We start from the raw sequence: 10,621 nt of genomic DNA, 5'->3' as shown, positions 1-10,621 counted from the left end.
CGGCTGCCGCGACGTGGTAGGAACGTTGTGGACCGTACCAGACAGTTCCACCGCCGAGATCATGGAGCGCCTGTACCGGTACCTGCGGCGCGACGACGAGCTCCAGCCGGGCCTCGCCGCGGAAGCGCTGCACCTGGCCGTGCGCGACCTGCGGTCGGAGGCGCCGGACCTGTGCGGTGCCTGGGCGCCGTACGTGCACGTGGGAGGGGGCAGATGACCAATCCGCTCGACTTCCTGGTCGACCGGGTGCCGGCCGAGACCACGACGACGCTACAGATCCCGGCAGGCGCCGACCTGGACGCGGACGCGATTTCGCGCATACTCGCGACGGCATTCGAAGCCGATCCGGACCTGTCCGCTGTCTGGCTCAGGCAGGGGCAAACAGCAGTCGGCACGGTGCGCCGCCGTCGGCTCCAGCTTCTGCTCGGGCCCCGCCGCTCTGCCGAGGATGGAGACGGTGCCCAGCTGCCGGGCGTCTCCACCCGGTACCAGCTTCTCGAGTACCGGTGCCTGACACAGGGATGCGGAATCCGCGAACTGCGCGTCGTGGTCGGCACGGACGGACCGCCCAGCTGTCCGCGAGGGCACGGACCGCTCGAGCTGAAGGCATGACGGGCGCAGACCTGCTGCAGGCCCTGAGCACGCGGGGCCGGGTCGTCTCCCTGTTGCCGGTCGTGGCGGCCGGGCTGTTCATCACGGTGATCCTGGCGGCAGGCGCGCCCGGTACCGATCCCAGCCTCCACCGGGCCTGGCAGGTTCTCCGCGGGCTGAGCGCAGGTCAGGTGCTTCTCCTTACCCTCGCCCTGGTCATCGTCGCGCTGCTGCTGGACCCGCTCCAGCTGCGGCTCGTCCGGCTGCTCGAAGGATACTGGCCGGCCCGCCTGGCGGGCGTGGCCAAGCGGTCGCGCGAGCGTCAGGATAAGCGCCGCGAACGTGCGGCGCAGGCCGCCAAGATCGGCGACGACTTGTCGCCGCGGGCCATCCAGGAGGCCGGAGCCCGGGCGGCCCGCCTGCAGCGGCGTTTTCCCGATGACCCGGACGATATCCGGCCAACCGCGCTCGGGAACGCGCTCACCGCGATGGAGACGCGCGCAGGCCAGCAGTACGGCTGGGACGCGGTCATGGCGTGGCCCCGGCTGTACCCGCTGCTGTCGCCGGGTGTCCGGGCGGTCGTCGACGGGCAGCGCGACCGGCTGGACACCCTCGCCCGGCTCGCCATGACCTCGGCCGCGACGGCCCTCCTGACCATAGCCTTCCTGTCCAGGTCTGGCTGGTGGGTGCTGGTCGCCGCGATCCCGGCCGCGATCGCCCGGCTCGCCTACGTCGGGGCCGTGCACAGCGCGATGTCCTACGGGGAGGCAGTGACGGTCGCCTTCGACCTGCACCGGTTCGACTTGCTCACCCAGCTGCACCTCGCTCTCCCAGCTGACATCGGGCAGGAATGCACGATCGCCAGCCAGGTCAGCCTCATGTGGCGGCAAGGCGTCGTGCCGGCCCTAAGTTATGACCACGGCCCGGCGCCAGAAGCCGGGCGCGAGCTACCCGGCGGACACGCGCTACATGCGACCGAGGCCGCCGCCCCTGCCGAGGTGGCGCACGCAGGGATGCAGACAGGCCAGCCGGAGGGAGTCACACCACGACCGCCGGCACCGGACACCGGCGCTCCAAGCAGGGACACAAGCGCCCTGACCCGAGACTTATTTGTGCGCGTTCGATGATGAACGCGAGCTCGGGCGAAGAGTTGGTTCCGGTGGTGCTGAAGGCACCACCGGACAGGCTGATCTGTGCTCCGCCGTCTACGACAAGCTCAAACCCGGGGGCGCGCCGAGTCGGCGTTCGGGGTGGATTCGTCACCGCCGAGCCAATGGCGTCAGCCACGTTCGGTGATAGCTGTCGCGGAAGGAATCCGAGCGCCGCCGGCCGCTCGGTAGGGGCGTCGTTAATGCCGACGGTTAACTACGGCCTCCTGAGCAGGCGGCTGCCTCGTGCGGCAGCTTCCGCCACCCTGCGCCGCGCCTATTGGTCTAGACCAATAGGCTCCAGGTATCAGCACGGATTCAGCACGCGGTTGGGAAACGACCGAAAATAACTAGCACGAATAGGGCAAAGCGGACACAAGCGAGAGCCCGTACCTCCACGTCGCACCGCGCGGTTTGCTACAGCATGTGTTAGAGAAATCGCAGCTCAACGGCCTAATTTTACTCCTTTAGCAGCTGCCGGGCCATGACCATGCGCTGGATCTGGTTGGTGCCCTCGTAGATCTGGGTGATCTTGGCGTCGCGCATCATGCGCTCGACCGGGTAGTCGTTGACATAGCCGTAGCCGCCGAGGAGCTGGACCGCGTCGGTGGTGACGGACATGGCGACGTCGGAGGCCAGGCACTTGCAGGCCGAGGAGAAGAAGGTCAGGTCGGCGACCTTCTCGCCGGCCATGGCGCGCTCGGACCTGGCCGCGGCCGCGTAGGTGAGCTGGCGGGCCGCCTCCAGCTTCATGGCCATGTCGGCGATCATGAACTGCAGTCCCTGGAAGTCGGCGACGATGCGGCCGAACTGCTTGCGTTCCTTCACGTACCCGAGCGCGTAGTCGAGCGCGCCCTGAGCGATGCCCAGGGCCTGGGCCGCGATCGTGATCCTGGTGTGGTCCAGGGTGCGCAGCGCGATCTTGAAGCCCTCGCCCTCGGCGCCGACCAGGCGGTCGGCCGGGATGGCGCAGTCGTCGAAGTAGAGCTCCCTGGTCGGCGAGCCCTTGATGCCGAGCTTGTGCTCCGGAGCGCCGAACGTGAACCCGGGATCGCCGTCCTCCAGGACGAACGCGGAGATCCCGTTCGCGCCCTTCGACGGGTCGGTAACGGCCATCACCGTGTAGTACTTGGATACCCCGGCGTTGGTGATCCAGCGCTTCACGCCGTTCAGCACGTAGCCGTCGCCGTCACGCACCGCCCTGGTCTTCATGGCGGCCGCGCTGGTCATCGAGGAGGTTGCCCGCGCCTGCGCCACGTCCTCGCTGATCCCGGCGGTGAACAAGCTCGGCACGATGCCGCTGCTGCTCGGGGCGTCGGAAGAGGTGAAGCAGCGCTATCTGCCGCCTGTCGCGCGCGGCGAGGCGATGTTCTCCTACGCACTGTCCGAGCCCGAGGCCGGATCCGACGCCGCCGCGATGCGCACCCGTGCGGTGCGCACCGAGGGCGGCTACCTGCTCAACGGCGTCAAGCGGTGGATCACCAACGCCGGCGTGTCGAAGTACTACACGCTCATGGCGGTGACCGACCAGGACAAGGGCGACAACGGCATCACCGCGTTCGTCGTCGAGGACGGCGACCCGGGCTTCAGCCTCGGCGCACCCGAGCACAAGCTGGGCATCAAGGGCTCGCCCACCCGCGAGCTGTACTTCGACAACTGCGAGATCCCCGAGTCCCGCCGCGTCGGCGACGAGGGGGAGGGGTTCAAGATCGCGCTGCGCACCCTGGACCACACCCGCGTCACGATCGCCGCGCAGGCGCTCGGCATCGCGCAGGGGGCACTCGACTACGCGGTCGGCTACGTCAAGGAGCGCAAGCAGTTCGGCAAGGCGATCGCCGAGTTCCAGGGCGTGCAGTTCATGCTCGCCGACATGGCGATGAACCTGGAGGCCGCGAGGCAGCTCACCTACGCCGCGGCGGCACGCTCCGAGCGCGCGATGCAGGGCGAGAAGGTGCCCGACCTCACGTTCTTCTCCTCCGCCTGCAAGACGATGGCCTCCGACGTGGCGATGTCAGTCACCACGGACGCGGTGCAGCTGCTCGGCGGCTACGGCTACGTGAACGACTACCCGGTCGAGCGGATGATGCGCGACGCCAAGATCACCCAGATCTACGAGGGCACCAATCAGATTCAGCGCGTGGTGATGTCGAGGGCGCTGTTGCGCTGAGTGCTTGCCGTGGCCTTCCGGCCCGGCCCGCCCGATTAAGCGCTTGCTCCACTCTGGGTGGCGGGCGTGGCCGGACCCGTCCTCAGCCGTTGTGTCGTGCGTTGGACACGGCCGTGGGCTCTGCGTGCGCGCAGAGCCCACAAGATATCGCTGATCCCGATGACCGAGAGCCAGACTCCCGCGACGATCATGGCCACGCGAAGGCTGGTGAACGGCCATGCGAGCATGACGATGCCGGCGATCATGCTGACGACTCCCAGGAAGGCGTACCACCCCCGGTCGGGCAGCGACGGGTGTTCGATGGTCAACGCGATCTCGGAAACGCCTTCGAAAAAGAAGCCGATTCCGATACCGAGGGCCAGCAACAGGACCGCATAGGCATAACCGAAGTGCCGAAACGTCAGAACCCCCAGGGCTAAGGACAACGCCCCCGTGACGAAAAGCGGTATGCGACTGCCCGCCGTCGTATCGAGAATGAACGCCAAGGCCATCTCGGCGATTCCCGACGCGATGAGGTAGGTGCCCAGCAGCGCAGCGGCGGCCAGTACTGTTTCCCCCGGTCTGGCGAGCATGACTATGCCCAAACCCAGGGTCAATGCGCCCCATGCGAACACAACTTTCCACAAGTCGCGGGTCCTGCTGGCACCCTGCACGGTCATAGTCGTCACCTCTCAGCCAACGTGTGCACAAGACCGTGAATAGCCCGCGGCCGCACACCGCGCCAAGGGCCGAAGGTCCCCTGTAAGGGAGTCCCTTTCGGCCGTGAAGTCGCCGCCGTTCACCCGCACGGAACGGGTCGGCGCCACCACGGGAGCCGGTGGCAGCGATCGGCCCGTCCAAGCAGTTTCGAACGGGACTTTTGACCCTAGGTTGTGCGGCCCGGGCGGCACACACTCGTGGCTACCGGAATCGAACCAAGGAGCCGAACATGCAACGGTTGTCAGAGGCATTGACGGATCTCGCCGGTCGCGTCAAGAGGCTGGAGGATTCGGCGGCCGCCGTGCAGGCGAAGAATCGCGCCGCGCTGCAGGCACGCCGGGACGAGCTTGAGGCCACGATCCAGCGGGAAGCCGACGAGCTGCACAAGACCACGGCGAAGGCCGAAGGGGCCGCGCGCACGTGGTGGGCGGAGACCCGGAGCGCGATCGAGCGGCAGATCGACCAGATGCGTGCCGACCTTCAGAAGTGGCAGGCCGAGATGAAGGAAAAGAACGCCGACCGGGCCGCCGACTGCGCCGAGGCGGACGCGGCTATGGCCGTCGACCTGGCCTCCTACTGCCTTGACGCCGCGGAATGGGCGGTTGTGCGTGCGGAGCTCGCGCGCAGCCAGGCCGACCGGCTGGTGAAGAAGGGCTAAAGACATGCCCGCCGCACAAGCGCCCCCCGTCCTCGGGTACCTGTGGCGATCGATGCTCGCCTGGGGCGTGATCACCGTGATCCTGGGCGTAGTGGTGTTGGTCTGGCCCGACGAGTCGATAGTGGTCGCGTCGGCGCTGTTCGGCGCGTACCTGTTGGTGTCGGGCATCGCACAGCTGGTGCTGGCGTCGCGCTCCGCCGTGCCAGTGGGCAGCCGCGCGCTGTTGCTCATCAGCGGTGCGCTCTCGATAGTTTTGGGCGTCTTGGCCTTCCGCCACTTCGGGCAGGGTTATGCGACCCTCTTGCTGGCCATCTGGATCGGGGTTTCGTTTCTTTTCCAGGGCACTTCCGAGACGACGCTCGCGATCAGCGATCCCGACCTACCCGCACGGGGATGGCACATCTTCCTCGGGGTCATCAGTCTCATCGCCGGTGTCGTCGTGCTGGCCTGGCCCTTCGATTCCGTTAGCGTGCTCGCGCTGGTAGCCGGGGTCTGGCTGGTGGCGATCGGGATCGCACAGATCATCTGGTCGTTCCAGGCCCGCAGGGCGCTCGATTCCGCGCAGCCCGGAGTTCAGAGGATGACCCACGCTGCCGCATGACCGGGGACTCCCGGCACGAATCGACCTCGCTCCGGCGATGCCCGACACCGTTCTAACCCGCACCGACTGAGTATCGCGTCACGGAACCCGATGAGCCACAGCATTTTATCCGGTCGCCCATCCCCATTGGGCGCCACCGTGGACGCGGCGGGGACCAACTTCGCGGTGTCATCCGGCGGCGACGGGGTAATCTTGTGCCTGTTCGACCGCGACGGTGCGGAAACACAATTGGTGCTGCCGGATCGCGACGGCGACGTGTGGCATGGGTTCGCGCCCGGCGTGGGCGCCGGGCAGCTGTATGGCTTCCGCGTCAACGGGCCGTTCGATCCGGCCCGCGGAATGCGCTACAACCCGGCCAAATTGTTGCTCGATCCCTATGCGCGCACCATCGTCGGCGACGTCAGTTTCGGGCCCGAGGTGCTCGACTTCACGGTCGAAAATCCGCTTCTGCCAAGCTCTTTGGACTCTGCGGCGCACGTGCCGCGCAGCATGGTGGCCCCCGACATGCCCCCGGCCGTATCCCGGCCCGGTCGTGCGCTGGCCGACACGATTCTCTACGAGGTGCACGTGCGTGGCTTCACCGCCTCCCATCCCGGCGTCCCGCCGGAGCTACGGGGAACGTATGCGGGCCTGGCGCATGAGGCGGCCCTGGACCATCTGGTCAGGCTGGGCATCACGGCAATAGAGCTGCTGCCGGTACATCACCACGTGTCCGAGCAGTTTCTGCTGGAGCGGGGGCTGACCAACTATTGGGGCTACAACACCATTGGCTTCTTCGCGCCGCATGCCGCGTACTCGGCCACGGTCCGGGTGGGCCTGCCGAAGGGCCTGGCACACGAGTTTCGCGCCATGGTCGACGCGTTGCATGCCGCGGGGCTGGAGGTGGTGCTCGACGTGGTGTTCAACCACACCGCCGAAGGCGGCACCGGCGGCCCCACGCTGTGCCACCGCGGCCTCGACAACGCCGCCTACTACCGCCTCGATGCCGCCGACCCGGCCCGCTATCTGGACACCACGGGCACCGGAAACACCCTCAACACGGGCCACCCGGTGGCACTGCGGATGATCATGGACTCATTGCGCTATTGGGTGTCGCAGATGGGCGTCGACGGTTTCCGGTTCGACCTCGCCCCGACGCTGGGCAGGCAGCAGGGCGGCTTCGACCCCTTCGCCGCGTTCTTCGCCATGGTCAGCCAGGATCCGGTGGTCTCGGCGGTCAAGCTGATCGCCGAACCGTGGGATGTCGGACGGCCCGACAGCTACGACCTGGGGCGGTTTCCGCCGTTGTGGAGCGAGTGGAACGGCCGCTTCCGTGACACCGTGCGCGACTTCTGGCGAAGCCGCGACGGGCTACTGGGCGACTACGCCACCCGGCTGTGCGGTTCTGCCGACCTGTACGGCGGGCGCGAAGAGGGCCGCCGCCCCAGCGCGTCGGTCAATTTCATCACCGTTCACGACGGCTTCACCCTGACCGACTTGGTGTCTTACAACGACAAACACAACGACGCCAATCTCGAAGGCAACCGCGACGGCACGGACGACAACCGGTCCTGGAACTGCGGCGTGGAAGGCCCGACCACCGACCCGCAGGTGGCGGCGCTGCGGGCCCGGCAGGAACGCGCCCTGCTGGCGACGCTGCTGCTGTCGGCGGGTGTGCCCCTGCTCTCCGGCGGTGACGAATTCGGCCGCACCCAGCGCGGCAACAACAACGCCTACTGCCAGGACAACGAGATCAGCTGGTTCGACTGGTCGGCGATCGACGACGAGCTGTTGTCTTTCACCACCGACCTGATCGCGCTGCGGCTTGGCCACCCGATCTTCCGGCGCCGCCGCTTCCTGGTCGGCTCGGCCGCCGCCGACCTACGCTGGATGACGCCGTCGGGCACTGCGATGACCGAACAAGACTGGACGGACCCATTCGCGCGCGGCGTGGCCATGATGGTAGACGGCCGCACCGATCCGGACTGCGGTGCAGACGGCGTGCCGCTGCTCGACGACGATTTCCTGCTCCTGATCAACGGATGGTGGGAGCCGATGACCTTCGCCCTGCCCGCAACGCCCGCCGAGGCGTCCGCCCGGTGCTGGCAGATCGTGTGCGACACCTTCGATCCCAAGCACGTTGGCGCCGTGCAGGATCGGCTCGAGGTGGGCGCGCGTTCGCTGGTCATCTGTCGGTGTCCCACGGACGCAGCGGCGCCGTAGGCCCGCATCAAATGACTTTATGCCCTACCCGGGCGGTGTGATCGGCGCGAACATTGCGAGCGTCACAGGCGGAAATCTACTCGCGGAGCGGCATGTTCGCCGGGCGGCGGCCCCTCAGGCGCACGCAATCGAGGAAGTCGGCGCAGCCGGTCCGGCAATTCCCTGCAGTCGAGGAGGCGGTCATGGCCCAACATTCCAACGGCGACAACTATTCAGGCCGGCAAATCGTGGCGGGCATCGGGACCTACGGGGCGGCCGCCGTGCTGCTGATATCCGCGGTGGCGTCCATTTTTGAGGGCATTTCCGTACTGGCTCACGACCAGGTGGTGGTCGTGGGACCGCCGTACGCCTATGAGTTCGACAACAACACCTGGGGCTGGATCCACATCATCATGGGGATACTGGTCGCCGTGGTGGCCTTCGGACTGTTCTTCAGCACGACATGGGCGCGCGTGGCCGCCATCGTCATCGCCTCGCTGTCGATCGTGATCCAGTTCTTATGGCTTCCGCACTACCCGGTGTGGGCGATCGTGCTGATCGCATTGGACGTCTTCGTCATCTGGGCGGTGGCGACCTGGGAAAGCCCGGCGGCGCGCGCCGCCGCCGAATCGCAGAGGGCGCCGAATTTCCCTGGGGGCGAACTGTTCTCGGGCATGCCCGAAGTGCCGCAATGGCTGTCCGGATTCCCGCCCTGGTCGATGTTGCAACCGATGTTCGGCGGTCAGCCGATCCGCCTCGAAGACGGGATGAAAGACGGGCGCTACGAGATCCGCGCCGAACTGCCCGGTATCGACCCCGCCAAAGACGTCAAGGTCACCACCCGTGACGGGGTGGTGACGATCAGGGCGCACCGCACCCACAGGGCCGACTCCAACGGAAAATCCGAGTTCACATACGGGTCGTTCGTTCGTTCGGTCACGCTTCCGCCGGGGTCGAACGAGAAAGACATCAACGTCACCTACCGTGACGGCATCCTGACCGTCTCGGTGGGGCAGCCGCAAGCCGCCGCCGCCGAAAAGCACATCGACGTCAGCTCCGGAACCTGATCTGGCACCGCCGGGTTGAGCTTGTGTCCGTGATGGGGGCCGGCGATAAGTCGTCGCAGCGGCGCAGGCTCTCGGCGGCGTTGCGCGAACGCTTGATTGCGCGTCGGGCGTTCGCCGATCAGGTGATCGCGTTGGCTCACCTGCTGGGCCGTCCGGTCCTCGACAGCCAGGGCACGCGCGTCGGCAAGGTCGCCGACGTCGTGGTGCGCTGGGACCACGGCGGCGCCCATCCGCCCGTCACCGGCGTTCTGATTCCGGTGGGCCATGGTTTCGCCCTGATCGACAGGGAGTCCGTGATCCTCAGCCAGACCGGCGTGCGCCTGCGAGGGGACCGGAATGTCGTCTCGCGCCCGGTCCGCCGCGAGGGCGATGTCGCGCTCGCCCGCGACGTCCTCGATCGCCAGCTGGTGGACGTCGGCGGGGTGCAGGTGGTGCGCGCATCGGACGTGTACCTGCTCAACGGATCCCACGGATGGGAACTTGCGGGGATCGACGTCGGACTGCGCCCACTGTGCCGGCGGCTGCTGCCCCGGCGCCGGAAGTGCCCGCCGGTCGATCGGGTGATCGACTGGGCCGAACTGCACGCGTTCGTGCCGCGGTTCACCGACACCGCGTCCGCGTGGGAGTCCGGGCCGGCCGTGGCCGCAGGCACCCCGGGCAGCGGGGTGCAATTGGGCGAATCGGCGGCCAACCTGAAGACGCTGCGGGCCAGGGACGTGGCGGCGATCCTTGCGGATCTGCCCCGCACGCGGCAGGCGGAGTTGGCGGCGCTGGCGCAGCCCGCGGCCGCGGCCGAAGCCCTCGCCGCGCTGGACCCCGAACAGCGTGAGGCGCTGCTGGCGGAGCTCGACGAGCCGGACCGAATTCGCCTGCGGGCGCTGTTGATCGACCACAGCCCGTGACCACGCCCCAGCCTGCCCCCCACGAATTGCGCAGGCGCCGGCGGTGGTGGCCGCGCGTGCTGGCCGTGCTGGCGGTGTTCGGACCGGGACTGATCGCCGCCAATGCCGGCAACGACGCCGGGGGAATCGTCACCTACGCCAGCGCGGGATCTCAATTCGCTTACCGCACTTTGTTTTTGATGGTCCTGGTGACCGTCGCGCTGGTCGTCGTGCAGGAGATGTGTTCACGGCTGGGCGTTTACACCGGAGAGGGGCTGGGCGGCCTCATCCGCGAGCAGTTTTCCGTCAGGGCTTCGTTCGTCGCGATGCTGTTGTTGCTCATCGCCAACGCCGGGCTGACCGTCAGCGAGTTCGCGGGGGTCGGCGCGGCGATGCAGATCTTCGGGGTATCCCCGACGGTCTCGGTGCCCATAGCCGCGGTGTTCGTCTGGGCCTTGACGGTGCTGGGCACTTACTCGCGCGCCGAGCGGCTGTTTCTGATTCTGACCCTGGCGTTTCTGGCCTACCCGATCGCCGCGTTCCTCGGCCACCCCGACTGGAAGGAAGTGGGCGCCAACCTGGCGTGGCCGCACTTTTTGGCCAGCCACGCCTTCCTGATGCTCGCGGT

At 67.6% G+C, this 10,621-nt stretch carries 11 protein-coding genes and 1 pseudogene; 10 read left to right on the top strand and 2 right to left on the bottom strand.

Features of this window, described 5'->3' with window-relative positions:
• The 3 genes from VMD50_RS16590 to VMD50_RS16580 form a co-directional block, all read left to right on the top strand.
• The coding region (locus VMD50_RS16590) for a CHAT domain-containing protein (protein WP_325428821.1) at window positions 1–217 on the top strand (217 nt) is incomplete at its 5' end.
• On the top strand, window positions 214–612 hold the full coding sequence (locus VMD50_RS16585; protein ID WP_325428820.1) for a hypothetical protein: 399 nt from the start codon (window positions 214–216) through the stop codon (window positions 610–612). The genes VMD50_RS16590 and VMD50_RS16585, both read left to right, overlap by 4 nt.
• Complete coding sequence (locus tag VMD50_RS16580; RefSeq protein ID WP_325428819.1) at window positions 609–1,718, top strand: hypothetical protein; 1,110 nt, start codon at window positions 609–611, stop codon at window positions 1,716–1,718. The genes VMD50_RS16585 and VMD50_RS16580 overlap by 4 nt, the downstream gene beginning before the upstream one ends.
• A gap of 480 nt (window positions 1,719–2,198) precedes the next feature.
• On the opposite strand, the gene VMD50_RS16575 is transcribed toward VMD50_RS16580, so the two are convergent.
• Window positions 2,199–2,951, bottom strand: a complete 753-nt coding sequence (locus VMD50_RS16575; protein WP_414686091.1) for an acyl-CoA dehydrogenase family protein — start codon at window positions 2,949–2,951, stop codon at window positions 2,199–2,201.
• On the opposite strand from VMD50_RS16575, the pseudogene VMD50_RS16570 reads away from it, so the two are divergent.
• Window positions 2,950–3,906 (top strand): annotated as a pseudogene (locus VMD50_RS16570) (acyl-CoA dehydrogenase family protein); the annotation flags it as partial. The gene VMD50_RS16575 and the pseudogene VMD50_RS16570 sit on opposite strands and share 2 nt — an antisense overlap.
• 35 nt (window positions 3,907–3,941) lie before the next feature.
• Here VMD50_RS16570 and VMD50_RS16565 read toward each other — a convergent pair.
• Window positions 3,942–4,565 carry an HdeD family acid-resistance protein gene (locus tag VMD50_RS16565; protein WP_325428818.1) on the bottom strand — a complete coding sequence of 208 codons (624 nt, stop codon included), beginning with the start codon at window positions 4,563–4,565 and terminating at the stop codon, window positions 3,942–3,944.
• Window positions 4,566–4,834: 269 nt separating this feature from the next.
• On the opposite strand from VMD50_RS16565, the gene VMD50_RS16560 reads away from it, so the two are divergent.
• From VMD50_RS16560 to VMD50_RS16535, 6 genes are all read left to right on the top strand, one after another.
• A complete protein-coding gene (locus VMD50_RS16560) occupies window positions 4,835–5,263 on the top strand; it encodes a hypothetical protein (protein ID WP_325428817.1) in 429 nt (142 codons plus the stop codon).
• A gap of 4 nt (window positions 5,264–5,267) precedes the next feature.
• Window positions 5,268–5,864: an HdeD family acid-resistance protein gene (locus VMD50_RS16555; RefSeq protein ID WP_325428816.1), complete on the top strand. Its 597-nt coding sequence runs from the start codon at window positions 5,268–5,270 to the stop codon at window positions 5,862–5,864.
• A gap of 90 nt (window positions 5,865–5,954) precedes the next feature.
• Window positions 5,955–8,066, top strand: coding sequence for a glycogen debranching protein GlgX (glgX, locus tag VMD50_RS16550; protein ID WP_325428815.1), 2,112 nt, complete (start codon window positions 5,955–5,957; stop codon window positions 8,064–8,066).
• A 182-nt stretch (window positions 8,067–8,248) separates the two neighbouring features.
• The gene (locus tag VMD50_RS16545) at window positions 8,249–9,112 is read left to right on the top strand and encodes a DUF7144 family membrane protein (protein ID WP_325428814.1); all 864 of its coding nucleotides are present in this window, start codon (window positions 8,249–8,251) and stop codon (window positions 9,110–9,112) included.
• Between the two features lie 23 nt (window positions 9,113–9,135).
• Window positions 9,136–10,014 (top strand): PRC-barrel domain-containing protein, encoded by an 879-nt coding sequence (locus VMD50_RS16540; RefSeq protein WP_325428813.1) that lies wholly within the window; start codon window positions 9,136–9,138, stop codon window positions 10,012–10,014.
• A partial coding sequence (locus VMD50_RS16535; RefSeq protein ID WP_325428812.1) for an NRAMP family divalent metal transporter occupies window positions 10,011–10,621 on the top strand: 611 nt, incomplete at its 3' end. The genes VMD50_RS16540 and VMD50_RS16535, both read left to right, overlap by 4 nt.

This window comes from Mycobacterium sp. (assembly GCF_035506235.1).
Taxonomy (GTDB): Bacteria; Actinomycetota; Actinomycetes; order Mycobacteriales; family Mycobacteriaceae; genus Mycobacterium.
This window is presented reverse-complemented; position numbering and strand designations above follow the sequence as displayed.

What these genes read in the sequence shown, in the direction of transcription:
- VMD50_RS16555 (WP_325428816.1), top strand. Translation starts at nt 5,268, where the DNA reads ATGCCCGCCGCACAAGCGCCCCCCGTCCTCGGGTACCTGTGGCGATCG.
- VMD50_RS16580 (WP_325428819.1), top strand. Translation starts at nt 609, where the DNA reads ATGACGGGCGCAGACCTGCTGCAGGCCCTGAGCACGCGGGGCCGGGTC.
- VMD50_RS16545 (WP_325428814.1), top strand. Translation starts at nt 8,249, where the DNA reads ATGGCCCAACATTCCAACGGCGACAACTATTCAGGCCGGCAAATCGTG.
- VMD50_RS16585 (WP_325428820.1), top strand. Translation starts at nt 214, where the DNA reads ATGACCAATCCGCTCGACTTCCTGGTCGACCGGGTGCCGGCCGAGACC.
- glgX (WP_325428815.1), top strand. Translation starts at nt 5,955, where the DNA reads ATGAGCCACAGCATTTTATCCGGTCGCCCATCCCCATTGGGCGCCACC.
- VMD50_RS16575 (WP_414686091.1), bottom strand. Translation starts at nt 2,951, where the DNA reads ATGAAGACCAGGGCGGTGCGTGACGGCGACGGCTACGTGCTGAACGGC.
- VMD50_RS16560 (WP_325428817.1), top strand. Translation starts at nt 4,835, where the DNA reads ATGCAACGGTTGTCAGAGGCATTGACGGATCTCGCCGGTCGCGTCAAG.
- VMD50_RS16565 (WP_325428818.1), bottom strand. Translation starts at nt 4,565, where the DNA reads ATGACCGTGCAGGGTGCCAGCAGGACCCGCGACTTGTGGAAAGTTGTG.